General features: G+C 36.0%; 23 protein-coding genes and 10 tRNA genes. 4 read left to right on the forward strand and 29 right to left on the reverse strand.

Annotated elements, in window-relative coordinates:
- Positions 1 to 160: 160 nt before the first annotated feature.
- The 18 genes from M2372_RS22555 to M2372_RS22640 all read right to left on the reverse strand — a co-directional run bounded on the left by M2372_RS22555 (position 161) and on the right by M2372_RS22640 (position 8911).
- Entirely contained in the window at positions 161 to 1102 is a 942-nt protein-coding gene (locus M2372_RS22555; protein WP_123321501.1) for a peptidase, read from the reverse strand.
- A 243-nt stretch (positions 1103 to 1345) separates the two neighbouring features.
- Positions 1346 to 1936, reverse strand: coding sequence for a DUF5565 family protein (locus M2372_RS22560; protein ID WP_123321500.1), 591 nt, complete (start codon positions 1934 to 1936; stop codon positions 1346 to 1348).
- A gap of 51 nt (positions 1937 to 1987) precedes the next feature.
- On the reverse strand, positions 1988 to 3001 hold the full coding sequence (locus M2372_RS22565; protein ID WP_123321499.1) for an RNA ligase, Rnl2 family: 1014 nt from the start codon (positions 2999 to 3001) through the stop codon (positions 1988 to 1990).
- Positions 3002 to 3118: 117 nt separating this feature from the next.
- Complete coding sequence (locus M2372_RS22570) at positions 3119 to 3484, reverse strand: cyclic-phosphate processing receiver domain-containing protein (RefSeq protein WP_409013152.1); 366 nt, start codon at positions 3482 to 3484, stop codon at positions 3119 to 3121.
- Between the two features lie 21 nt (positions 3485 to 3505).
- A complete protein-coding gene (locus M2372_RS22575; protein WP_123321497.1) occupies positions 3506 to 4291 on the reverse strand; it encodes a hypothetical protein in 786 nt (261 codons plus the stop codon).
- Positions 4292 to 4311: 20 nt separating this feature from the next.
- Positions 4312 to 4857 (reverse strand): 3'-5' exonuclease, encoded by a 546-nt coding sequence (locus tag M2372_RS22580; RefSeq protein WP_123321496.1) that lies wholly within the window; start codon positions 4855 to 4857, stop codon positions 4312 to 4314.
- A gap of 12 nt (positions 4858 to 4869) precedes the next feature.
- Positions 4870 to 5646, reverse strand: coding sequence for an ATP-grasp domain-containing protein (locus M2372_RS22585; RefSeq protein ID WP_115971971.1), 777 nt, complete (start codon positions 5644 to 5646; stop codon positions 4870 to 4872).
- Positions 5647 to 5732: 86 nt separating this feature from the next.
- Entirely contained in the window at positions 5733 to 6218 is a 486-nt protein-coding gene (locus M2372_RS22590; protein ID WP_115971972.1) for a ribonuclease H-like YkuK family protein, read from the reverse strand.
- A gap of 267 nt (positions 6219 to 6485) precedes the next feature.
- Positions 6486 to 6557, reverse strand: a tRNA-Glu gene (locus tag M2372_RS22595).
- Between the two features lie 263 nt (positions 6558 to 6820).
- Positions 6821 to 6904: transfer RNA gene (locus tag M2372_RS22600), tRNA-Tyr, on the reverse strand.
- A 216-nt stretch (positions 6905 to 7120) separates the two neighbouring features.
- Positions 7121 to 7202: transfer RNA gene (locus M2372_RS22605), tRNA-Cys, on the reverse strand.
- Positions 7203 to 7453: 251 nt separating this feature from the next.
- Positions 7454 to 7525: transfer RNA gene (locus M2372_RS22610), tRNA-Asn, on the reverse strand.
- A gap of 5 nt (positions 7526 to 7530) precedes the next feature.
- A tRNA-Leu gene (locus tag M2372_RS22615) sits at positions 7531 to 7603 on the reverse strand.
- Positions 7604 to 7685: 82 nt separating this feature from the next.
- Positions 7686 to 7757 (reverse strand) — tRNA-Pro (locus tag M2372_RS22620).
- Between the two features lie 66 nt (positions 7758 to 7823).
- A tRNA-Asp gene (locus M2372_RS22625) sits at positions 7824 to 7894 on the reverse strand.
- A gap of 7 nt (positions 7895 to 7901) precedes the next feature.
- Positions 7902 to 7986: transfer RNA gene (locus M2372_RS22630), tRNA-Ser, on the reverse strand.
- A gap of 5 nt (positions 7987 to 7991) precedes the next feature.
- Positions 7992 to 8065 (reverse strand) — tRNA-Arg (locus tag M2372_RS22635).
- 717 nt (positions 8066 to 8782) lie between these two features.
- On the reverse strand, positions 8783 to 8911 hold the full coding sequence (locus tag M2372_RS22640; RefSeq protein WP_185018980.1) for a penicillin-binding protein: 129 nt from the start codon (positions 8909 to 8911) through the stop codon (positions 8783 to 8785).
- Between the two features lie 68 nt (positions 8912 to 8979).
- Here M2372_RS22640 and M2372_RS22645 point away from each other — a divergent pair.
- The 3 genes from M2372_RS22645 (at position 8980) to M2372_RS22655 (ending at position 10644) form a co-directional block, all read left to right on the forward strand.
- A tRNA-Ser gene (locus tag M2372_RS22645) sits at positions 8980 to 9052 on the forward strand.
- An 11-nt stretch (positions 9053 to 9063) separates the two neighbouring features.
- Positions 9064 to 10443 carry an SDR family NAD(P)-dependent oxidoreductase gene (locus tag M2372_RS22650; protein ID WP_123321495.1) on the forward strand — a complete coding sequence of 460 codons (1380 nt, stop codon included), beginning with the start codon at positions 9064 to 9066 and terminating at the stop codon, positions 10441 to 10443.
- 78 nt (positions 10444 to 10521) lie between these two features.
- Positions 10522 to 10644: a hypothetical protein gene (locus M2372_RS22655; RefSeq protein WP_259081192.1), complete on the forward strand. Its 123-nt coding sequence runs from the start codon at positions 10522 to 10524 to the stop codon at positions 10642 to 10644.
- 26 nt (positions 10645 to 10670) lie between these two features.
- Here the strand turns inward: M2372_RS22655 and M2372_RS22660 are convergent, their stop codons facing one another.
- From M2372_RS22660 to M2372_RS22695, 8 genes are all read right to left on the reverse strand, one after another.
- Positions 10671 to 10910, reverse strand: coding sequence for a hypothetical protein (locus M2372_RS22660; protein ID WP_123321494.1), 240 nt, complete (start codon positions 10908 to 10910; stop codon positions 10671 to 10673).
- 12 nt (positions 10911 to 10922) lie between these two features.
- On the reverse strand, positions 10923 to 11948 hold the full coding sequence (locus M2372_RS22665) for a soluble NSF attachment family protein (RefSeq protein ID WP_259081194.1): 1026 nt from the start codon (positions 11946 to 11948) through the stop codon (positions 10923 to 10925).
- A complete protein-coding gene (locus M2372_RS22670; protein WP_123321493.1) occupies positions 11935 to 13632 on the reverse strand; it encodes an APC family permease in 1698 nt (565 codons plus the stop codon). Before M2372_RS22670 ends, M2372_RS22665 begins: the two co-directional genes overlap by 14 nt.
- 8 nt (positions 13633 to 13640) lie before the next feature.
- The gene (locus tag M2372_RS22675; RefSeq protein ID WP_123321492.1) at positions 13641 to 16010 is read right to left on the reverse strand and encodes a hypothetical protein; all 2370 of its coding nucleotides are present in this window, start codon (positions 16008 to 16010) and stop codon (positions 13641 to 13643) included.
- Positions 16001 to 16744, reverse strand: coding sequence for a hypothetical protein (locus tag M2372_RS22680; RefSeq protein ID WP_123321491.1), 744 nt, complete (start codon positions 16742 to 16744; stop codon positions 16001 to 16003). Before M2372_RS22680 ends, M2372_RS22675 begins: the two co-directional genes overlap by 10 nt.
- On the reverse strand, positions 16717 to 17850 hold the full coding sequence (locus tag M2372_RS22685; protein ID WP_123321490.1) for an AAA family ATPase: 1134 nt from the start codon (positions 17848 to 17850) through the stop codon (positions 16717 to 16719). The genes M2372_RS22680 and M2372_RS22685 overlap by 28 nt, the downstream gene beginning before the upstream one ends.
- A complete protein-coding gene (locus M2372_RS22690) occupies positions 17847 to 18497 on the reverse strand; it encodes a hypothetical protein (RefSeq protein ID WP_228438768.1) in 651 nt (216 codons plus the stop codon). Before M2372_RS22690 ends, M2372_RS22685 begins: the two co-directional genes overlap by 4 nt.
- Before the next feature lie 417 nt (positions 18498 to 18914).
- A complete protein-coding gene (locus M2372_RS22695) occupies positions 18915 to 19304 on the reverse strand; it encodes a VOC family protein (protein ID WP_115971978.1) in 390 nt (129 codons plus the stop codon).
- A gap of 278 nt (positions 19305 to 19582) precedes the next feature.
- Between M2372_RS22695 and deoD the strand changes: the two genes are divergently transcribed.
- Positions 19583 to 20293, forward strand: a complete 711-nt coding sequence (gene deoD, locus M2372_RS22700) for a purine-nucleoside phosphorylase (RefSeq protein WP_123321488.1) — start codon at positions 19583 to 19585, stop codon at positions 20291 to 20293.
- Positions 20294 to 20353: 60 nt separating this feature from the next.
- Here deoD and M2372_RS22705 read toward each other — a convergent pair whose 3' ends face one another.
- The 3 genes from M2372_RS22705 to M2372_RS22715 form a co-directional block, all read right to left on the reverse strand.
- Positions 20354 to 21139, reverse strand: a complete 786-nt coding sequence (locus M2372_RS22705) for a TatD family hydrolase (protein ID WP_123321487.1) — start codon at positions 21137 to 21139, stop codon at positions 20354 to 20356.
- Positions 21140 to 21338: 199 nt separating this feature from the next.
- A complete protein-coding gene (locus tag M2372_RS22710) occupies positions 21339 to 22397 on the reverse strand; it encodes a hypothetical protein (RefSeq protein WP_123321486.1) in 1059 nt (352 codons plus the stop codon).
- Between the two features lie 48 nt (positions 22398 to 22445).
- Entirely contained in the window at positions 22446 to 23273 is an 828-nt protein-coding gene (locus tag M2372_RS22715; protein WP_123321485.1) for a Sir2 family NAD-dependent protein deacetylase, read from the reverse strand.
- Positions 23274 to 23298 lie beyond the last annotated feature (25 nt).

A 23298-nucleotide genomic window follows, 5' to 3' on the forward strand; every position in this document is an offset into this window, starting at 1 on the left:
AAATTATTTATTTTCTGAGGACGTAGGCCCTTGATATTTTCAAAATCTTTCACAGTACAAATTTAATCTTATTTCAAAACCACTACAAGATGAGCTTCGGAGGAGGGGAATATCACGTCTTCAACTGAGGTTTTTGTAAAGAGGGGAATTTTGAGGGTTTTTAGTTTCTAAATGCTTTATAAAAAGCGGTTTCAATTTCCTGTTGGTCGTTTTCAGTATATCTTCTTGAAAAGTGGATAGGAATAGCTTCTTTCACATTGCATTCCTTCATAATCTTTCCTGATGCAGAGGCAAAACTGTGGTGATTCATCTTGGCAAATTCCTGATCTTCGTCTTTGTAAAATGTTTCAATGTACACCATATCTGTATTATTGAAAACTTCTTTTATCTTTTTATAATTGTCTTCATCTGCTGCATGATCCATGATGACTCCTAATTTATAGCCTTTATTTCTGGTCAGCAAATGAAACAGACCTAATGCTTTATACAGCGTTCCTTCTATTTCAATTTCTTTATCCGGATCATTATTTTCAAAGGCTGTTTTCAATTCGCTGATCCATTTTCCTTTCTTAAAATCAGAGACATTTTCGTGGAACGTTACCGAATCTTTTTCTTTAAACAGGTATGCAATGGAATCTGTTTTGTGATCCAGAATGGCAAAATCTACATGTACATATTCATCTTCAAAAAGAAAGTTCTGAGTCTTTATATACTCAAGATTCCAATAAGGAGGACGAATGGTATAGATCTTAATTTCTTCTTTGGAAACAATCTCATGGATTTGATATTCAATTGCATTTTCATCTATTAAATTCCAGGTGTACGATTTTAATCTGGCTCCAATCTGTTCATGAATATTTTGCGGCCCACAGATAATCACTTTTTCTCCACTTCCAATCTGATGTCTGAAAATACCATCAAAATTGGCAAAGTGATCGATATGGGTATGACTGATGAAAATTGCTGATGTTGTCTGTGCTTCTTTCACCGTAAGCAAACTCGCTTCACCGCAATCACATAAATAATATTTTCCTGAGTTAGGAACTTTTACTAATATACTGATGTCTTCTTTTAAAAGACTTTTTATTTCTGCTTGTAACATTTCTTTTCTTTATTTTAAAACCACCCCGTCAAAAATTTTTAGTTTTTGCCACTCCTCCAAGGGAGGGAATTTTTACGTCTCCAATTGAGGTACTCGTAAAAATATCTGTTTCTCTCTACTTCTCTGTTATGTCTGAATGCTTTCAATCTATATGCATAATGACATGCTTGGCTTTTTAAGTTGTGGTTGTATTTATACATAAAAAAGTTCCGGTAAAATAAATTACCGAAACTTCATCTTTATTTAAACAATAAGTTCTTTTATCGCTTTTCTACGTATACCAAAATCAGATTTCCTGATCTTACACATACGGTTATCTGCTGTATGATGGAAAACAATACCTTCCATATTATTCTCAGGATTGCTCAGAAAGTTTTTGATACATTCAAAATCCAAACTTTCTAAACTCAGAATATTATTTCCGTGCTTTACTAATAAATGACCTTTAATATTTTCTGGGTTTCCCTGTACTTTCTCACCAATAAGTTCGTAAGTACCATCTTCTACCTTGCCCAATTCGGCCAACGCATTGAAACCTTCCCAGAAGTACTGATCATCTTTTTTCTCCATGCTACACTCTACCCAATGCGGATGATGGCCTGTGGTAAGATCTGCTTCCTGACATGGAATTGCACCTTCAGGAGCTGTTTTACCTTTTTTGGCATCGTATCTTTTGTATAATTTACCATTGATCACTGCACATGCAGAACCATCAAACTTTTGCGTAGCAATAGCTTTTCCATCAAAAACCCAATTGTTTTCAGGATTAATTTCGTTAATAACTCGTCCTAAATTATTTATATCTTTTTTGAATAATGTACTTATCTTTTTCATCTTTAATTGTTTTAGCGGCAAAAGCTCTTATTCATTGGCATTAATCCCAAACTATGCTTTTGCTGAATTTAATTCTTCTTTCACAATATCAATCACTAAAGAATTCAACTTTTTGTTGATCCTTTTCTGCTCATCTTTTTCAATGGTTGTAAAAACTGCCGGAAAATCTTTTTCAAAATCTTCTAAAATATCCTGTGCAAAAAGGCCTATGACTTTCCCTATCATTTTGGGTTCAAATTCACCAATTTTGCTCACCACATTATTCAAACGGTTCACTGTCACATATCTCTGGATTTCTTCCCAGATATTTTGAGCTGTTTCACTGAAATAAAGCTGTTTCTGAACAATTTTATTTTCTTTTTTGACCATTTTAGATTTTTCGATCCATTTTTCATTCTTATTTTTCAGAATGACTCTGGCTCCGTTACCGAAATATCTGGTTTTTAAGGTCTTGATAATGGTTCCTTCACACATATTGTTCATTTCCGGAAATCCTAACCAGGTTGGGATTTTAGAATTGAAAACATTCGGGAACCTCAATGCTTCTTCTAAAGTTCCTTCAAACAAGGTTTTAGCATAGAAAAATCCCGCCTCCTCAAAAATTGAGTTGATAATATCTGTATCCAAATAAGTTACCCCATTCAACTTAATGTCGAATGCATAAAAATCGTTGTAAGGTGCATATTCAATTCCTGCCTGCACTCTTATCGCATCTTTCACGGGTTCTACTTCTTTATGTTTGTAACTGCCACCGAACAATTCACCGTAAATGACTACTGTTTCAACGTCCGGGTATATTGTTTTCACTTTTTGAAACAAATTAATTACATTTTTTCTGTACTGTTCCAAAATTTGATGTGCATTGTAAAATTTTTCATCTTTTTCAATAAAAGCTGTTCTTTTTGCGATCTTAATCTCCTTTCCATCGGTAAAGAAAGAGAAATTAGCGCCATGAACTTTTTCCTGTACGATGAAAACCTCATCCCCAAAGCCCTGCAATCTGATCTGATCGATCATACGGGTTTGGTAAGCATTTTCTATAGAGTTATATGTTTTGAAAATCATTTTTTTAGCTTTTTGTCATTTCTGACTGGTTATTTTCCATTTGGGTAATGTGTCTTTGTGCATTAAAGCTGAGGCTGAGATGATTTTTAATATCCTGAATAGGTCTGAAAATGTCCATTACAATTTTTTAAAGTTTTTTAAAAGTCTTTCAATATTTTCTTTTCCTACAGGGTTCATGGAGTGGCAATAGAATTTAGGTAAGTCTAAATAATTATCCATACAGTATTCTATCAGCCATTTTGCACAGTCATAGCCAGTTTTTTCCACAAATTCACCAGTATCTGTTTTCAGATAATGCTCATCTGCAAGATCATGGTCAAAAGAAATCATTTCCGGCAGTCCTTTTTCCTGAATCCTGCTGACAAACTGATCGTAATTCCGAACAATATGCCAGTCTCTTCTGAGAAAAATGTCCTGTTTGGTATAGCGATACGCCTCAATAGGATATCGGATATCATCCAGAAACAATAGTCTTTTGGTCATTTCTATGGTTTTAGTTTTAACTTAGTCTTCACCAATCCAATCTACAACGGTCTTCAAAAAGTGCATTCTTACTTCTTCGAACCTTGTAATATTAGGAATATGATTAATTTCTAATAAATGTTTGTTTCCGTTTTTCTGAATGATATAATCATTCGCGATAACATCCATTCCTATTTTATCTTTCAACATTAAGGTATCCTGTAAAAGTTCCGCATCCATTTCCATGAATTGGGCATCGTCCGGATGTATGGATTTTAACCACGTATCTCCTTCTAGCTTAATCTGCCAGGATTTTTCGCCTATGTTTAAAATTCTTACAGCATCTCCCTCAAAATAAGGCTCCAATATGCTGTTTTCTGTACTTTCCCAACTTCCTGTAAACTTATGCTTGTTTTCTCCACAATGCCAGTTTCCCCACTTTGCAACCATCTCTCTATCGGTATTCACATAAGCTCCTGCAGAAATAAATCCTCTTTGGGAATTGAATTTTGAATACTTCATCGCTTTGGCAAGACAAGGAATTTTCAATCGGCATTCCAGCATTCCGTATGCATTTGGAAAGCATGGGCCATTCCAAATTGTCAACCCGGCGATAAGATCAAGATCTTCTTCAAAAATCCCGTGATACACCACTTTATCTACAGGAAGCATTCCTACTCCCTGAGCTTTTTCGACATATAATGTTCCGTCCACTACTTTTATCATTGGAATGGATTGATGCCAGATCATAAGACCATCATAATGTTGTCGTATATATTCGTATTCCTGTTCGTGTAAACCGATAACGGCTATTCTATTATGAGTCATGTTTTTAGTTTTTTGCTGTGTTATTTTCTTAACACGTGATATAATAGTTTTGCGGTATTATAAGCATCGTCTGCTCCGCTGTGGTTATTTCCTTCAAATTCAAGGTTCCTGATCTGGAGTTCTTTTAAAAGACCTTTGGGCTTCTCTCCTTTCATTAAACTTATGAGTATTTTCAAATCAATATAAGTATCACTGAAAGGGAATCTTGTTCCCAATTCTCTACATTGATTTTCAATAATTTCCTTATCAAACCCTCCGTATCCTGAATAGGTTCTGACCAGAGAATTGTACCTGTTCTTTATTCTTGAACAGGCTTCCTGAAAAGAGATTCCTTCTTTTTCCAGTTTTTCTGCTGTAATTCCGGTAAGTTTTGTACAATACTCACTTACTTCGGATTTGTAAGGTTTTACGAAATAACTTCTTTTATCTTCGATGCTTCCATCTGACAGATTCAGCTTGCAGATTCCGATTTCAATGATTTCCCTTTCCTGATTTTCAGGGGGCTTTTCGTCTTCCCAGCATGTAGCTTCTATGTCTATTACTGTAATTTTATCATACAAAAGCATGTCTTTGTTTTTTTAATTTGAAAAGTAGAGATTCAATGCTTTGATCACACTTTTCACGTTGGTATTGGGGTAGAATCCGGAACTGTTGATACAGTTTATTTCAACGATTTTCCAGCCTTCATCCGTTAAACAAATGTCCATTACAAAAGCTTCTTCGAGAGTAAACAGTTGAATCATTTTTTTCGCAAAATCTAATCCGTCCTGTGATACGTTTTCTTCGAAAGGAGCATTATCATTAAATCTGTAATAGCCGCCATCGACGATTTGCCCACCAACGATCCAAAGTCTTGCTTCTTTTATGGTTCGTTTTGCTTCAGAGCTCTGAATTAAAGAATCCGTTGTAATTCTGTTGTTTTGATTTTGCAGTCCTTCAAACACAAAATCCTTCCATTCGGTTTCTGTAAAAACTTTTCCTGTAAAAATTTTCGCTTCACTGTATGGTTTGATGAATTTTTCTTCACCTTTTTTCCACGATAATTCTTCCGAAATTGGATGAATAGAAACTTTATGATTCAAAAGGTTCTCACCATAATGCTGAGAATAGACCTCATATAAATGGTTACCTCCGTAAAAAGAACCTGGAACCCAATCTGAATTCTGTTTCGCCAATCTTGCAATCGTCACCGAGCCATATACAAAAACATCTTTTCTATCTGTTTCAAAGTCTATTTTATCTGCCGTTGGCGGAATATTGATAACATCATAATCAATATTCAATTCTTCCAACGCGTTAAAAATTTTGTAATGATCCGGATCTAAATACACATTAGACTGAATTAAAAAATACATGGTTATTAGTTTTTATTATTTAATTTTTAGGATGGAAGATGGAAGTTCATATTATAACGTTAAAACTTCCAGCTTCCAGCCTCATATTATACCATCATATCGGCACAATTGGAGCTTGCAAAGGCAAAAGGTTTTGCTTTAAACACATAGCCCATTCCCAGAATATATCCCATGGCGTCTTTTAATGCGACATTGGATTTAAAATCAGGATCGGTATTAATGTCTGCGTGTACCTCCATTTCCACTCCATAAATGTCCAATACAGAACAGATTGCATAAGCAATTTCAACAGATTTGTTGACTTCATTCAGCATTCTCTCTTTGATACTGATGGTCTGTATTTCTCTTTCTTTTCTGATAAAGGTAAACGCTCCTTTTCCTTCACGAATAAATACTACTGCCGTAGCATAATTAATAGCTTCTCCATATACGTGAGAGTCTGATCCCACACATACTTTCAGACGATGTCCGTTTGCCTGTTCGCGAATAATGGCTTCTTCTACCAGCTGTGCGATAGAGTGTTGGAAAATTTTTCCGGTCATATTCTGCCATGTTTGTTGTTGCGTTTCCATTTTTTTTACATATTTAAGTTCTATACTTTTTATAATTCATAAATGATAATTGATTGATAAGTAATGACAAGAACCTCTTTCTAGCATTCATTACTTATTGTTCATTATTAAAAAAGTAAAAGGCTGTCTATATTTTTTGTTTGATCTTCTGCGCTTGACAAACCTTTTCTCTTTTCTTTATTTGTGTGAATGGTAACTGGCCATTTTTTTATCTGAACTTTCATGGTATTAAAATCAATTTAATATTGACCAGTTATTCACATCCAGTACTCTATAAGGGAATCGAACCCTTATTTTCTGCTCGAAAGGCAGGCGTCCTTACCGTTAGACGAATAGAGCATTTTATAAGCAATGAGTAATTGGTGATGAGTCATGATAATAACTACTTTATATCGTTAATTACTTATTGTTCATTATTAAAAAAGAACAAGCTTGTCTTAAATTTGCTTAACAAAAAGAACTTCTACGCTTGACAAGCCTTTCTTTCGAAAATTATATTGAGCATTTAATATTTTCTTCTCTTTGACCAACTGACTAGGAATCGAACCTAAACAACAAGAGTATAGTTCCTGCATGCTGCCATTACATTATCAGCGGTTGGGTGGAAGTAGTAGGATTCGAACCTACTCAGCAATGAAGCAACAGATTTACAGTCTGCCCCGACTCTCCAACTTCGGCGTACTTCCAGATTTTTTATAAGTAATGAGTAATGATGAAAATTACTTTTCTATCATTCTTTACTTATTGCTCATTATTGATAAAAAGAAAAAGCCTGTCTGTATTTTGTGTTTTGGCTTAAAGATCTTCTGCTCTTGACAGACATTTTTCTTTTCTAATAAAGGATATTCTTTATTCTTATAAGTGATGAATACTTTGTTCTATTCACTTACAATTTTACTTTGAGATGGTTATGGGATTCAAACCCACTCAGCTCACGCAACGGTTTTGCAGACCGCCCCGACTCTTCCACTTCGGCGAACCATCAGATTTTAATATGAGTAATTTTTAATGCCCATTATTCAAAAAAACAAAGCCTGTTCTATTTTTGTGTTTGAACTTCTGCGCTTGACAGACTTTATTTTTACCTAAAATTGTATTAATTATATTTTTTTAGCTTCTAACTGTTATGATTGAGAAAGAAAAAGTTTGTCTATATTTTTATGTTTTGGTGTAAAGATCTTCTGCTCTCGACAAACTTTTATTTTTCTCCTGAAACAATTAACATTCAGTCACTGCGATTTTGGAAAGATTCGAACTTTCAACTTCTGGTTTAACAGACCAGCGCTCTACCATTGAGCTACAAAATCATTTGTACGGGAAGAGGGATTCGAACCCTCAGCGCCTTGATCCTAAATCAAGTGTGTCTACCGTTCCACCATTCCCGCGGCGGTTTTATAGTAATTAGTGATGATTAATAGCAAAAACTACTTTCTATTTATTACTGATTATTTATTACTAATCATTTTGTCTGGAAAGCAAGATTCGAACTTGCGACCTCCCGCGTCCAAGGCGGGTAAACAACCACCGTTATCTTTCCAGTTTTGCAGATTCATTTCCATTCTTTTCCGGGAGACAGCCGGAGCGGAGATTTTCTACGAATCTTTGCGGTCTATGCGAGAATCGAACTCGCAGTGCCCAAGAGACAGTCGGGCAGGTTACCATTACCTCAATAGACCTTTTTTGCGGAGAGCAAAGGAATCGAACCTTCACTACTGTCATAGAACTTATTAGCAGTAAGCCGCAACAAACCAATATTTGCCTACTCTCCTTTTGTGACCTCAACAGGATTCGAACCTGTAACCCTGGGTTTAGAAAACCCATGCTCTATCCAGTTGAGCTATGAAGCCATTTTGCTATCTCAGAAGGACTTGAACCCTAAACAACCTTCGGGTCAATTCCGATATTCTGTCTTAAGCCATGAGATTAATTGGGTATCTCCGGGGATCGAACCCTGTTCTCCGGTTCCACAGACCGGCGCTTTACCAAAGAAACCATAAAAAAAGCGCCTCTTTTTGGGAGGCGCTCGTTTATATTCTGACGTGAAAGATCATTAGCTGATCCACGTATATAAGCACCTTTTATCCACAATTTCACTATCATAACTGCACACTCTCCCTGCCGGTTCCTGTCCGAATAGTTCTGAATACTGATTGAGTATGTTATGCAATTGTTTCATTTTATTTTTGTTTTGCTTTTAAATTATTTTTTGTTGAATCCTGAAAACCTGTTGCTTTCAATTTTCGGTTGCAAAGTAAATATGAATTTTTGGAATCCGCAAATAAATTTTCAAATTAAATAATTGAAAATCAAATACTTACATCCAATTTTAAGAATGAGCGATTTCTGTCCGCAATATTTTGCAGATATATCAATTACCTAAATGACTGTCTCTCATTGGGTTACTTATCACTCTATTTTATTGTATTAAAGTTGCATTGTTAATTAAAAATTTTTCATGTTTATGGTTATTTTTTTTCATTCTAAATAATTTCTGACCTAAAAAACAAAAAACGTCTCGATTTTTCGAGACGTTTCTGTTGTATTTTGATTAATTTTTTACGGGTTTACAGTAAATAATTTCCAAAGTCAGCACATTTCGCCTCATTCCATATCATCCAATCATATCCTAATAATCCTTTATTAGAAGGACTTTTGAATAGTTCTGCATTGATATGTGCTCTTTGTATTGTCATAATTTTCTGGCGCAAAGATATGAAAAATTGTTTTTCAAAACGGAAAACTATACTTTTGTTCACCAATACGGGGGATAGTTTAACTGGAAAAACACTACACTGCTAACGTTGAAATTGGAGGTTCGAACCCTCCTCCCCCACAAAATTCTATTATGGCCTCATATCCATTCAGCAACGAAGAATGGGAAACCTGTCTGAAGGTTCTGGAAGTACTTCAGGAAAACCCATTGCATAATCCGGATAATCAGCGTTTCAAAACCCTGATCTCATCGATTCGTAAAAAGGCTCAGAAGAACATCAGTAAAAATCCTGAGGAATACAGAGATCATCAGGAATTACATGCTAAGAGCTCTGATCTGGAAATTCTTAAACAATCAGTTATTGTAAAGAAAGCTCTGGACAATGAAACTTTGTATGTTCACACTGAAGAGCCGATTCAGTCTTTTTCATTACTGCAAAAGCCTCAATTATGCTATTGCTGTCATCAGTCTTATTATCAGGTTCATTTTTTCTATCACAAGCTTTGTCCTTCCTGTGCTGATGAGAATTATAAAAACAGGAATTTAACTTATGATTTCACTGGCCAGACTGTAATTATTACCGGAGGAAGGGTAAAAATAGGATATGCTGCAGCTTTAAAGTTCTTAAGAAGCGGAGCAAAAGTGATTGCAACTTCAAGATTTCCGGCACTGGCTTCCGAACAGTTTCAGAGAGAGAATGATTATGATGTCTGGAAGGACCGTCTGTTTCTTTATGGTTTGGATTTACGAAGTCTGAGATCAGTGCAGGAGTTCTCTGATTACTGTTACGGAAATTTTGGAAGTATTGAGGTTCTCATCAACAATGCGGCTCAAACTATCAAATATACTTCGGAATATTATCAGCCTTTGATAGTAAAGGAAAAGCTTCTTTTATCTCATATTCCTCAAAATCTGGTTGAGAATAAAACTCCCGTTCATGAGAGGGAACATGATTTTTTAACTTTATCTCACGAGGATCTGCCTGAAATACCTGTCACCCGGTTTGGGCAACCTAAAGATTCCAGAGACAAAAACAGCTGGAACTCCCTCATGGATGAAATCGGGACTGAGGAGCTTCTGGAAGTGAATCTCATCAATCATATTTCACCTTATCTGCTGATCTCTGCATTGAAACCTCTGATGAAAAAAAGTGATGCCGAGCACAAACATATCATCAATGTTACCTCCACCGAAGGCCAGTTCAGCTATAAGAGTAAAAATGAATTTCATCCACATACCAATATGACCAAAGCAGCGTTGAATATGCTCACAAAAACCTCTGCTTCTGATTTTGTAAAAAATGGTATTTTCATGAATGCCGTGGATGTGGGCTGGATTTCCACCGGAGCTATAGAATCCAAAAGGGAAAGACTCTTCGAAAAAACGAAAATACCACCTTTAGATCCTGTGGATGGTGCTATGAGAATCTTTCATCCTATTGTAAAGATCAATCAGGGGGATCTGGAACTTTATGGAAAGCTTTTGAAGAACTATCGGGAAACGGGATGGTGAGGAAGATGGGGGATGGAAGTTATTGAAGTGACTACTACCAATATCCAACATTTTTAATAAGTTTTCTGTTAAAAATAAATGAGGTCAGATGTTCTTGAAAAACTACTGAAAAACAGGATGGCGAGGAAGCGGGGAGATGGAAGAGAGAGGATGGAAGTTATTGAGGTAATTATAACTAAAGTTCAGAGCTTTTACAATTAAGCCTTTTTAGATTTACTGTAAAGTTATTATTCTATTTTTTCAAGTTGACTGAGCAGTCCTCCCTGATAATCGTAAAGACTTTTATGTTCTGAGGTAGCTATGCCAACTACTTCTTTAGCCTCCATTAATGAGAATGCAGGAAATTTTTCCAGAATATCTTTTACTGCAAATAATGGAAGCTTTCCCTGTGATATTGTTTCCTGTACAATTTCAAAGGGATTTTTATTGTCATATTTAAAATCAAGGTATTTTACGGCATTGTCCATTTTTTTTATTCTTTAGTTTCTAAACATTTTGTTTCTTCCGGTCTTGAATCTTGAAATGTCTTTAAGTATTACCTCATCACCAGGATTAAAGTGTTTAAGCTCATTTATTATTTCTGAGCGGTTTTCTACTTTTTCAGCAATGATCTCATATGCTATTTTTCTTGTGACAGCCTGTAGTTTAGGGTCTTTCTTAAATTCATATTTCATGGCTTCCAGATAAGTGGCCTTTTTGTAAGCCAGAGTTTTCCTGTATATCTCTTCTATTTCCACTTCCAGTTTGTTAACGTCAAAAATATTGGCAAAGTAGTTATTCAGGCAGTTAAAGGCATCTTTATCTTCTTCCCAGCCTTTGAGCAATATGAATTGAGCTTCTTCCGGCTTTTCCATTTTCTTCCGGTATATGAGTGAAGCTTTTACCATCTGGTTATTGGTTGTATAATCCTCCGCCACCATCTGATAATAGATATGAGCATTTTTCAGATCATTAATCTCTTTATAAAGATCTCCTACTTTTTCTTTCTGCTCCATTTCTTTGTACAGATCAATGGCTTTCTTGTACTGTTTTGCTTTTTCGTAGCAATTGGCTGCATCAGATTTGCTATTTAATTTTTTAAGATATACTGCTGCTGCTTCGTTATAGAATCCACCTTCTTCCAACATTTTTGCTCCTCTGTAATAGTCCTGTAACAGGTTCATATACACTTTTGCTGCTTTTTTATAATCTTTTTCGTCGATGTATTTCTGAGCCAGCTCTTCATATTTGCTTCGGATTCTGTCAAACAGTGAATTTTCTAAATAGAAGTTTCCTCCTCCGGCTCCTCCTTTTCCTGAGTTGCGCTCATTCTGTTCTTTATCTTTCAAAGCAGTAATGACCATCAGAATAATGAATGCTACAATTAAAAAGATCACCAGAGTTCCGACTACACTCCAGAAGCTTTCATGGAACAGCTGGGCTACAATTCCGATGACTTTAAACATGGCCAGCAGTACAAAAGCAGCCATGAACTTGTCTATAAATTTTTGTTTATTCATCATCATCAGAGTTTAAAATGGTTTTATCATCTCTGAACAGTCGGTAAAGCAGTACCATTACCCCAATAGCAAGTATCCATACAAACCAGTTGTAACCAAACATCTTGACCAACGGATAAAACAGGTATACTAACATGGCAATCAGGATTACAATCAGAAAGAATTTCACCCATGCCGGAACATTATCTCCACCCAGATTCAATGATTTATTTTTAAACAGGAAGGAATACAATCCAACAGCAGCAATCATAAGAATTACCATGTACAGAATATCTGAAACCGGAGTATTCTCTTTCAGCGAATTGCCACCTGATTCCATCCCTTTTACTTTTGAATCTTTGATGGGTGACGGAGGTGACATATCGGCTAGATCAATGGTTCCGTACAATTTACCCAAAGAGTCCTGCATCAGAACCTGCTTTTTCTTTAAAAGGTATTTGACAACATCTCCATTCACAGGTTTCCCTCTGGTATACTGCTTTAAAGAGTCTGAAATTTTACGTTTCAGTACTTCACTTCTTTCTTTAATCTGTTTTGTTATTTTTTTGGTATAAATGGTTTTAAGGGAATCGCGGCTTTGCTGTTCCTTACTGCTAAGCTTTTGAATATCATGACCAATGGCGTTTACCTCTCTACCTCCTTTCTTTTTATATTCTTCTTTTTCGTTTTTCGTTTTACTTTCCTGCAGGCCTGCATTCAATAGTTCATTGGAAAGACCTTTCCTTTGATCAAAATACATCGAGTCTATCTTCTGATCTATTTCAGATACACCGGAATGAAACGCAATCATGTCTGAAGGAGCTTTTACAGCATCTGTTACAATGTTTCCGGAAGAAACCACATTTCCATCCTCTCCTGCATTATCTTTATCTGACGGCAAAGCTATTTTTAGCACAATAGCAATTACTATAACCATCCAAAATATTCTGCGGAAATTTTTAGTACCTGCACTTTCCTGCCTGCCATTGGAACTACCGAACAGCCCTTCAAGCCAGGTGAATTTACTAAAACCGTCGCCTCTGGAAGTCCCCATGATATCTAAAGGAATTCCGAGTTCTATAGCTCTTTCAGGATATTGTTCAATGTATTTTAAATATTTTTCAATTTCTTTTTTGTTTCCGGCCATTACTTTCTTCAGGTCAAATGGCAGGCTGTTCATCCATTCTTCTTCGGTTTGAGGCTTCTGTAATGCTTCGAGCATTTTTTCATCATCCATCTCCACCGTATAGCTTTCTATAGTCTGTGGAATTTTAACTCCGTTCAAAGGTTTTCTGATTGTTTCTTCTATCTTTTCCGGTTCCTGAATCAATTCGATCCAATTGATCTGTTCTGATAGTTTTACCAATCCAAATTCAGGATGCATGATGAGGAAGTCTGAGTCTACCCATTCCCATTCCTCTGGATTAACCTTTGGATAAAACGTAGTATTTTCGGGGATAAAAAGTTTGTTATCCACCCGTTGAAAATAAAAATTCTTTCCAATCTCCTGTGGGGTTTGGTCATAAAACACAAGAAAACATCCATACAATACATTGGGATTATTGGCTGGAATAGCATAACATTTTACCTGATCTAAGTTTATTCCCAGATCTTCCATTTCCTGAAGCCATATCAATAGTGAGGAACCTTTTATTAAAAGTCCTCTTTTAGGATATATATTTTTCGGAAAAGGTTTTATTCTAAGCTCCATAATCTGATCTATGCTATAACCTGGTCTATAAACGGCTTTAAATACTGATAATACATTTCTTCCATCGTTTTCACTTTCAACAAGTTCTGTTCCGGAAGATAATATTCTGATCCGCCAAATTCTGTCTGAGTTGCCAGCGCAAGAAATCCATAGGTTGTAGTCGGAATGTAAAACTCCTCTATTCCTTTATTACTGCTTCTGAATGTCAGCATCCCACGGGAATCTGTGATGACCTCACTTCCGTCAGGGAAGGTATATTTATTTTTATTCTGTTCTGCAAAAACCCTGATCTCGTATCTGTTTTTGTAAAGGTTCAGGGTATTCTCATATACACTGCTTATTTCACATCCTGAAAAAACAAAGTTATCATGCATGTTAATCCCGATCTTATTAAAGTTACCGATAATTTTCAATCCGCTTCGGTTCAGTTTGGCTACTTCAGTTTCTACTTTTGCTGTATTTTTGTCTATATCCCTGTATTTGTTATCCAAAGGTTCTACAGAAGTATTTCCTTCTATATTTATCTTATATAGCTGAGGATTAGCTGCCTGATGAAGATAAAAGCTTTGATCAAAATAAATCAGTTCATAAGCATCGGAGATATTCAGTCCCGTGATATTCTGATCGGAATACTCTCCTGTATTCAGATTAAGCTTGGATATTAATTTTTTAGCAGGCTGATACTGACAGATAATAAAGTGGTGCTGCTTATTTTTTGCCAGTGCAAACTGTCCGGTTGGCTTTATAGAAATGTCTTCAAACATCACTTCGCAACCATGGTAAGTCTTATAGTAATCATAAGAGTTCCTGTCATAATAATTATCCGAAAGATAGGTTTTCAGTAATTGCTTTTTTGAACTTAGGATAAAAAACTCTCCTTCATATAAAAACTGTGCAATCTTACTAACAGGTGTTGGGAAAAGGATTGGATAATTCAACGGAAGATCGGTTTTCTTTCCGCTCGAATTATTTACTGCCATTTTCTGCTGTGGCGGATTGGCCCACAGTTCATGGAGGGGAAGTTTTATTTTCTGGATATGTTTCCTTGTCCCTTTATGGTGTTTGTAAAAATTAATTTCTCCATCTGACGTGGTGGTCACCAAAAACTTAAGCCTGTCTCTGTTCTGATGAACTACTCTCAGAATATTTTCATCTTCAAGATTCTCCTGATGAGTGATGAAAAATACTTCAATATCTTTTTGAGAATATTCTTCATTAAAAAACTTTTCCAATGCTTCTGAAACTTCCAGCACCGGACTTACCTGATTAAGGTTTTCAATCACCATTTCCACTTTATTCAAGGAAATAGGAATGGCTGCCTGTCCCAAAGCCATCACTGTACATTCTGAATGGGCTTTCGGATGTTTAATGATGGCAATGGCTGATGCAAATGCCAGCACTTTTGGAGTTCCCCAGTTTCTCAGGGAAGTATCAATGAGAATAATTCTTTCAAAAATATTTTCTTCAGGTGGAATTTCTCTTTGAATATATAAAGCTTCATTATTGGCTACACGGCTCATAAATACATCGTCTTCATTGGCAAACTCTGACAGAAGCATTCTATGAAAATCTCCTTTATTGGTCATATCAGAAATTCCTCCGATAGGTTGTTCTCCAGGGGAAAGATGACGCATCGGAATTTTCAGTCCACTCCAGATTCTTTTGATAAGGCTTCCTACCTGGAATGTTTTGGGTTCTTCTATCAGTTCTCTGATAAAGTCTTTATCTGTATCTGCAGTAGCTTCTTCCTCTACAACCTCATCATCCAGTTCCGGTTCTTCAATGAGCCCTTTCATAGCATCAATGATGGATTGTACAGTTGGAAATTTTTTGTTGAGATCTATTGCCACCAGATCTTTATTTAAGACAGAAGGGCCTGCATGTTGTTTTTCTGCACTTACAGACAGATCCTGTGGCATTCTAGCATAAATCCTCAAATACGTTTTAGCCTGTGAAGAAGATATTCTGTTGTGACTATCTTTAAACAAAGTCTGCAACAGGATAATCTTATTTTGCTTCTGTTTATAAACTTTCGGAAGTGCTTTTATCTTTTCAAGAAATTCGATTTCTCTTTCTGCATTGAATTCAAAATTTCCACTACTGTAAAAATCCGTAGTATATCTTAAAGGGCCTGCAAAATCTGTATAACCATCCTGCATTGCATATAAAACCATCAGTAAAGCACCAAACGGCGGCCATCCCTGCTCACAAAGCTCTTTCAGTATCTCCATGATATAAGGTCTATAAGCAATAGCTCCTACTCCCGGTATGGAGAGGAGGTTATTGTCGTTATATCCGGAATCTCCGGGAACATCTTCATCGGTTTTCCATTCCCAGAAGTAATTTTCATAGGATTGGAAATAAGCCTTTAATTCCATTCTCTTGATTTTTCGGTAAGACGGAATGAGCTTACAGATAATGACCGGAAATCTGTATTTTTTATTACAAGATAATTTCCGTTCTCATCCCATAAAAGCCATCCATCTGACGTTTTATTATATTTCTGCTGTAAGAATGTACTCAGATTTTTAAACTCAAAATCATAACCGGAAGGCAAAAGATGCCTGTCTTTAGCCCAATATGTTTTTCCCGGAAGACTTAATAATGGAATTCCTAAAAAAAGAGCTTTCTCTCCCATCACAGTCCATTCTATTTTTTCCAGTCTGAATTTTGGCAATGCTGCAATACTATCTTTTATATCCTCTATATCACTCAACAAACCTATTACGGAATGTTCTTCATCACTTTCCTTTAATCTGATCTGAACTTTTTCACTGATTCCGAAATAGTTTTGATTGGATGCAGGAAAAGTAAGCCGTAATGCCTTATCAATAGACATCCAAAGCAATGCTGTTCTCATTTTTTTACTGGGAACCAATGCTTCTTTTTTAAATAGCAGGCCATCGCGGAGTTCGTACAGCAAAAGGTTAGGCAACTGATGAAGCTCTGAGGCTACTACCTGTTCTTCAGTAAAATCTTTGAGCCATATGGTTTCATCCTCCGTTGCGATCTGAACATTCTTCCAGTCTCTGATAGAGCCCAGATAGTCCTGATCGGCACGGGGAAGTTCTGCCCAAAATTCTTTTATAGGGTCTGAAGAATTTTCTGCCATAAGCTTTCAATTTCCTGCTGAATATATTGTTTTTGTTCCGGGTTTCTGATCCAGTCGCAGCGGGTCTGCAGGTATCTCAGTTTATCTTTGATCACGTTTTGCTCTTCAAAGCTTAGCTGACCCTGATTCCATTTATCCACAAGGATTTTCACATCTTTCATCACCTCTTCCGGATTGGGAGTTTTGTTATGCATAGCTTGTGGATGAGAATCCGGATGATCGTCTTTCTCAATAGTTCGGTTGACGATCCCTTCCAGTGTTTCAATCTGCTCCTCTGTATCCCAGATATGCTTTAACACCCAAAGGTCTGAACGAACGGCTTCGTTTCTTCCACAAATTAATGCACTTGCAGCAATGAGGTTCTGAAGTTTCACAGCTCTACGGTCCGAAATAGCAATTCCTGTGTTTCGCAGACTCATGATCGTATTCAGATATACTTCATAAATAGGTTTTAAATCTACCGTTCTGCACAGGTTCTGCAATTCTCTGATCTCATTGGCATGAATTTCAGGTACTTCTGTTTCTTCTTCATTTTCCAGCTTTCTTCCAGCTAAAAGTACCTGTTGCAGAAGCTCAGGATTTACATAATCTACATTGATTCTTACCAGAAAACGATCGAATAACGCATTCAGAGCTTCATCTTCCGGAAGAACATTACTTGCTCCTACAAACATCAAAGCGGGTAAATGTTTGGTTTCTTTTCCTCTTTTGAATACTTTTTCGTTAAGTGCCATCAAAAGTGAATTCAAAATCGCGGAATTGGCATTGAAGATCTCATCCAGGAAAACCATGGAAGCTTCAGGCATCATTCCTTCGGTATTGGTAAGAAGTTCTCCTTCTTTTAATTTTCTGATATCAAAAGGACCGAATATCTCATTGGGTTCTGTAAAACGGGTCAATAGATATTCAAAATTCTTTCCGTCCTTTACGGTCTTTGCCAGTGTTCTTACAATGGCTGACTTCGCTGTTCCCGGGGGACCATATAAAAAGGCATTTTCTCTGGCCAAAAGACAGATTCCCAGAAGGTCTACAACGTCATTTTTACCTACAAAAGTATCTTTTACGTAGTTCAGGACCGTATTAAGTTTATTAATATTCTGCGTCATTGATTTTCTTCAGTTATTATTTTTAATTCTCTCCAGAATGCATCTTTGTACATTCCAAATTCTGAAATAAGCAATTTATTGATGAACGGAATTTCCGCCAGTCTGTAATCTTTTTTTTCAACAATTCTCTCCAGATATAATTTCCGGTAGGTTTTATCTTTCAGTTCTTCTTCCCAGTTCATCCCTTTCAGATCAAGTTCATACCCGACTCCTGAATAATGGAACTCTGTAAGGATATCTTCAAGCATTTTAAGGAGTGTATCTTCCGGATCTACTGAATTCAGGGCCATCATCACATCAGGTAGGAACCTTAATGATAAATCGGCAGACAGCATAGAGGAAATGTCTTTTGTCCCTTTAAATGTTGGAATAAAATTTTCCAGATTGTCAGCCGTATTTTCCCTTATCAAATACAGTTGTGCACTATGATAGAGTATTTTTGCGGCCCAGACAGCTGTTGAGGTATTACAGATAAGTTGATCAGACAGAAATTCAAGCCTTTCTTTTTCAAACTCTGCTTCAAAATATACCTCTGCCTCCGCCTCTTCTTTTGGGGAGATGTTCCGGATGTTCGAAAAAAGAGTAATACATTCATTCTTCCTTAGCAGAAAGAGAGTGTCTAAGAATGGTGATTTGGTTTCCATCATATAACAAAAATATAATTATTTCGTTGAGAATAAAATTTTTAAAGAAAGGATTGATATTAAATTATGCTGATGATGAAAAAACGCCGTTTTTATGTCTGATAATGCAGAGATTTCACTTTTAAAACCGGGTTATGTTGGAAAACGCAAGGGCGCGAGTTTTTCCATTTTGATATGTTTTTAAGGCACCAGGATTTTTTCTGTGATAAAACTTGTGAGTGTATAGTTTATTGCCACGAATTCACGAATGATTTTATTCGTGAATTCGTTGCATAAAACAGTCTACTTGCTGAAAATTTTGGATTTTCCTGTATCTTAAAAGCAATATATTATTTAAAATCTTTGTACCCTTGCATTTATAACAATAGAGATTTTATAAAAAGAGATAGCTTCGTCGCCAGCGCTCCTTGTAATGACGGATTAGGCTACTATTTCAATAATATTGTTTTCCGGATCCAGGATGACGCTTTCATAATATCCGTCACCTGTTGTCCTGGGTTCACTAGCGATCGTATACCCATCTTTTCTTAAAGTCTCTGTAAGCTCGTTTACTTTTTCTTTGCTTCCTGCAGAGAATGCAAGATGGATGATTCCAAACTGTTGAAATTCATAGGAATTTTTATTTTCTATGAGGTCTGGCCTGGTCATGATTTCGAGACGGCTCCCGTTATCAAAACTTAGAAAGTAGGATTGAAAATTTTTGACAGGATTATTATATTTTCCATTGGAAACGGCTCCAAAATATTTTTCATAAAATACTCTGGATCTTTCAAGGTCTTTTACCCAGACTGCAACATGTTCTATTTTCATTTTTAAAATTTTAAGAATATTAATAATTGCAAAAGTAACTGCCGGAACTATGGCATGTCCGCTCTCTGTTATTCTATCTTTGTTCTGTATTTACTGATTTTATTTTTTTACCCTAAAGAAATAAAGTTTCAAAATCTCACCTTCAAAGTCCGTAAACAAAGTATTTATTTACAACAAATTATACATTATTTTCTGATAAACCAGCTTTATCATTTCACTTTCCACAATGGTAAGGTCAATATAAAAGTTATTATATTTGTGCCATTCAAAATAAAGTTATGAGTATTCACATCAGTGCTAAAAAAGGAGAAATTGCTAAAGTAGTATTGCAGCCGGGGGATCCGCTTCGTGCACAGTATATTGCTGAAAATTATTTAGAAAATGCAAAACTGGTAAGCAAAACCAGAGGTATCTTTTATTATACAGGTCTTTACAAAGGTAAGGAGCTTACTGTAGGAGCCAGCGGAATGGGATTCCCTAGTATCGGGATCTATTCTTTTGAGTTATATACAGAATATGAAGTAGATACGATCATCAGAATCGGAACATGTGGGGCTTACAATACAGACCTTAAGCTTTTTGATATTTTAAATATTGAAAATGCTGCCAGCGAAAGTACCTATGCTAAATTTGCATGGGGAATTGAAGAAGACCTCCTTCCCCACCAGGGAAATATCTTCAATACGATCAATGAAACGTCTAAAGAACTATCTCTAGATGCTAAAGCAATCAATATCCACAGTAGTGATATTTTCTACAGAAAAGATCCTAACACTCCAGAGATTGCTACAAGATACAACTGTCCTGCGGTAGAAATGGAAGCTTTCGGATTGTTTGCAAATGCTCAGCACTTAGGTAAAAATGCAGCGACTATTCTTACAGTAACTGACATTATCCCAACTCATGAGAAAATTTCTGCTGACGAAAGAGAAACAGCTTTGAAACCAATGATGGAATTGGCATTAGAGGCTGCAATCAAAAGTTTATAAGAAAAGGCTGCCTTTTCAACAATATAAAAAAGAGCTTTACTGTATCAGTAGAGCTCTTTTTCATAGTTTGAAAAAATTTCTGGCGGTTTCTGTGGTTTCGTCTGCAACTTCAGAAATGCTTATCTTCTTCAGTTGGGCAATGGTCTGTGCCACATAAGGGAGAAAGGAGGGTTCATTTCGTCTGTTCTGCATTCTCGGCATATTCTTCGGAAGCATGAATGGTGCATCTGTTTCAATCATCATTCTGTCCAGAGGAACATATCGGATCACTTCTTCTAAATGTTTAAATCTTTTCTCATCGCTGATGGCTCCGGTAAATCCGAGATAAAATCCCTTGTCCAGATATGTTTTTGCTTCATCCAGGGTTCCTGTAAAGCAGTGTACGACGGCTTTCGGTAACTTCGAAAGATAATCATCCGTTATTTCATTAAACCTTTTAAAAGCAGATCTTTCATGAAGGAAAAGAGGTTTATCAACTTCTATTGCCAGTTCCAGCTGAGCCTTATAGCATTTCTCCTGAACAGGTCTTGGTGAGAAATCACGATCGAAATCCAATCCGCACTCACCTACTGAAATGACATGCTCCTGCTTCAACAGCTTTCTAAGCTCGTTAATACTTTCATGATTAAAAGATTTTGCATCATGCGGATGAATTCCCGCTGTTGAAAATAAGACATCAGGATAATCTTCTGCTATTTCCGCTGATTCTTTACTTCCACGGATGCTTGTTCCAGTGAGGATCATATAGTCTACTCCATTATCTAAAGCACGGTTAATGATTTCTTCGTGTTCATTGTAGAACTGTTTATTGGTTAAATTGATACCAATATCAATGTATGTATTCATTTGTTTTAAAATTTTTGTGTTATTATTAGGCTGGAAGATAGGAGTTGTAAGATGGAGGTTATGAAGGTCATAAAAAATGGCTATTATTTTTTTTATTGCTATTAATATTTCTTTTACCGTGGATCTCAGTAATCATATGATTACAAACAACTTTCAGCTTCACTCTTCCATCTTCCAGCCTCTTATTTGAAACTAGTTATTATTTTGTCCGGGTTACAATTTCCCAGTTTTCGTTTTGGTTAGGATTAGATTCTTTTGTCATGACCAGTCTGAAATTGAGTTCGCCTTTATTTTTATTGCTGAAGATATTAAAGGACAGGTTTCCTACGTTGATGTTATCTTCAGACATCTTATGATTCAGATAATAGTTCTGAATAACGGAAAGGTCTTTCTGAAGAATGGGACTTGTATTTTTAGCTAAAAAATTCAGGAACTGATTGGCTTTTTCGCCAATGGATTTTGAACTTGTGTCTGCTATTTTATAGGTACCATCAAAAATAATCTCCAGATTATCACATCCGGACAGTTCTGCTGAAGCTTTAAAACCATCAGAAGCATATTTTTCCTCTATTGTTTCCGTATAATTATGCCTGTCGATACTTCTGTGGTGTTCCGAATCTGGATTAAAGATTTTTTTATCTTTCCATTTAGCCAACGTACAGCTGGTGAGATAAGATTCTTCGAAAACATTTCCGTCTTTGTAAACAAAAGAAAGATCTGTAGATTCAAGGCTGTCTGTCGGTTTATTGTAGGAACGGTAGTTCTGCTGTGCTGTTGCTTTCAGTTTTCCGCCTTCATAGGAGATTCCATCCAGAATATTGTATGAAAAGGGAGCTGATTCCTGTATTTCATGTCTTTCACTGATCTTATGGTCTTTCCCCATAATGATATATAAAATCTCGGAATTGGTGTTGGCATTTCCACCCAGCATTCCTTCGGAATTTCTTTCTATGATATAGTCTGTAATTCCATCATTATTAAAATCATCGGAAGCTATTTTATGAAAGGTCACTGTATATGGATCGTCATCATTGCGGAAGGAAACAGTATAATTTTTATAATCTATTTCTTCAGGTTTTTCATCACCCACTTCTTCATCCAGTAATACTTTCAGAATGTCAAAGTTTTTTTGTGATTCTGAAACAGGAACAGGTTTTATGGTCGCTAATGAATCTTTCTTCCCAACAGGTTTTCCGTTTTCTTTTCCTTTGCAGGAGAACAATGCCAATGTGACTATTGAAAGTAAAATATATTTCATAGAATATTATAATTTGCAGATGGAAAATTAAATCATTTTCAACTTATATTAGGAATGAATAATCTCTTTAAACAGCGAGCTCAGTTTTGGAAGCGCTGAAGAACTGCTCTCCTGCATTGAATTTAATGTTTTATATCCTTTGAGAACAGCATGAAAATAAGTATCGTTTTCAGGATTGATGATAACAATATGTTTGGCCCGTATTTTTACAGTTTCTACAATGTTTACAGGTAAAGACGTAGAACCGGAAGTACCAATCACAAATAATATATCAGTATGATCTGCAATGTCATATGCGGTATCAAAATAGTAATATTTCTCATTGTAACATTCATCAAACCATAAAGTGTGGGGTCGCAGCCAACTGCCACATTCTGTACATTTCAATCCATCAATATCTTCCTGAGTAAGATCTTCTACATATTCTTTCTGTTTCACTTGTGCTGGAAAATCAATAGGTCCGTTACATTCTTTTGAACAGCGTACTTTTTGTTTATTTCCATGAATTTCATATACTTTCTTTACTCCTGCTCTCTGATGAAGTCCATCGATATTCTGAGTAATCAATCTAAATCTATCTCCTAAAAGTTCTTCAATTTCAGTAAGAGCAAAGTGTCCCGTATTGGGTTTGGCCTCTTGGATCAGTTTTTTCCAAAACAGATTATATTGCCACACTTCTTCAGGCTCTTGTTTAAAATATTTCAACGTTCCGAATTCTTCCGGACGGTGATATTTCGTTCCTTTGATCCAAGTCCCGTCTATTGAGCGGTAAGTAGGAAGTCCACTTTCCGCAGAAATTCCAGCTCCGGTAAGAAATGTAATATAACCTTGTTTTTCTTTGATTATTGTATTTAATATGGATTGTAATGATTCCATGTTTTTAGTTTTAAAAATAATTGGA

The organism is Chryseobacterium sp. BIGb0232 (assembly GCF_024810195.1).
GTDB classification, from domain to species: domain Bacteria; phylum Bacteroidota; class Bacteroidia; order Flavobacteriales; family Weeksellaceae; genus Chryseobacterium; species Chryseobacterium pennae.

Coding starts and splice junctions, on each gene's coding strand:
- M2372_RS22555 (WP_123321501.1), bottom strand. CDS start 1,102: ATGTTACAAGCAGAAATAAAAAGTCTTTTAAAAGAAGACATCAGTATA.
- M2372_RS22560 (WP_123321500.1), bottom strand. CDS start 1,936: ATGAAAAAGATAAGTACATTATTCAAAAAAGATATAAATAATTTAGGA.
- M2372_RS22565 (WP_123321499.1), bottom strand. CDS start 3,001: ATGATTTTCAAAACATATAACTCTATAGAAAATGCTTACCAAACCCGT.
- M2372_RS22570 (WP_409013152.1), bottom strand. CDS start 3,484: ATGACCAAAAGACTATTGTTTCTGGATGATATCCGATATCCTATTGAG.
- M2372_RS22575 (WP_123321497.1), bottom strand. CDS start 4,291: ATGACTCATAATAGAATAGCCGTTATCGGTTTACACGAACAGGAATAC.
- M2372_RS22580 (WP_123321496.1), bottom strand. CDS start 4,857: ATGCTTTTGTATGATAAAATTACAGTAATAGACATAGAAGCTACATGC.
- M2372_RS22585 (WP_115971971.1), bottom strand. CDS start 5,646: ATGTATTTTTTAATTCAGTCTAATGTGTATTTAGATCCGGATCATTAC.
- M2372_RS22590 (WP_115971972.1), bottom strand. CDS start 6,218: ATGGAAACGCAACAACAAACATGGCAGAATATGACCGGAAAAATTTTC.
- M2372_RS22640 (WP_185018980.1), bottom strand. CDS start 8,911: ATGACAATACAAAGAGCACATATCAATGCAGAACTATTCAAAAGTCCT.
- M2372_RS22650 (WP_123321495.1), top strand. CDS start 9,064: ATGGCCTCATATCCATTCAGCAACGAAGAATGGGAAACCTGTCTGAAG.
- M2372_RS22655 (WP_259081192.1), top strand. CDS start 10,522: ATGAGGTCAGATGTTCTTGAAAAACTACTGAAAAACAGGATGGCGAGG.
- M2372_RS22660 (WP_123321494.1), bottom strand. CDS start 10,910: ATGGACAATGCCGTAAAATACCTTGATTTTAAATATGACAATAAAAAT.
- M2372_RS22665 (WP_259081194.1), bottom strand. CDS start 11,948: ATGATGATGAATAAACAAAAATTTATAGACAAGTTCATGGCTGCTTTT.
- M2372_RS22670 (WP_123321493.1), bottom strand. CDS start 13,632: ATGGAGCTTAGAATAAAACCTTTTCCGAAAAATATATATCCTAAAAGA.
- M2372_RS22675 (WP_123321492.1), bottom strand. CDS start 16,010: ATGGAATTAAAGGCTTATTTCCAATCCTATGAAAATTACTTCTGGGAA.
- M2372_RS22680 (WP_123321491.1), bottom strand. CDS start 16,744: ATGGCAGAAAATTCTTCAGACCCTATAAAAGAATTTTGGGCAGAACTT.
- M2372_RS22685 (WP_123321490.1), bottom strand. CDS start 17,850: ATGACGCAGAATATTAATAAACTTAATACGGTCCTGAACTACGTAAAA.
- M2372_RS22690 (WP_228438768.1), bottom strand. CDS start 18,497: ATGATGGAAACCAAATCACCATTCTTAGACACTCTCTTTCTGCTAAGG.
- M2372_RS22695 (WP_115971978.1), bottom strand. CDS start 19,304: ATGAAAATAGAACATGTTGCAGTCTGGGTAAAAGACCTTGAAAGATCC.
- deoD (WP_123321488.1), top strand. CDS start 19,583: ATGAGTATTCACATCAGTGCTAAAAAAGGAGAAATTGCTAAAGTAGTA.
- M2372_RS22705 (WP_123321487.1), bottom strand. CDS start 21,139: ATGAATACATACATTGATATTGGTATCAATTTAACCAATAAACAGTTC.
- M2372_RS22710 (WP_123321486.1), bottom strand. CDS start 22,397: ATGAAATATATTTTACTTTCAATAGTCACATTGGCATTGTTCTCCTGC.
- M2372_RS22715 (WP_123321485.1), bottom strand. CDS start 23,273: ATGGAATCATTACAATCCATATTAAATACAATAATCAAAGAAAAACAA.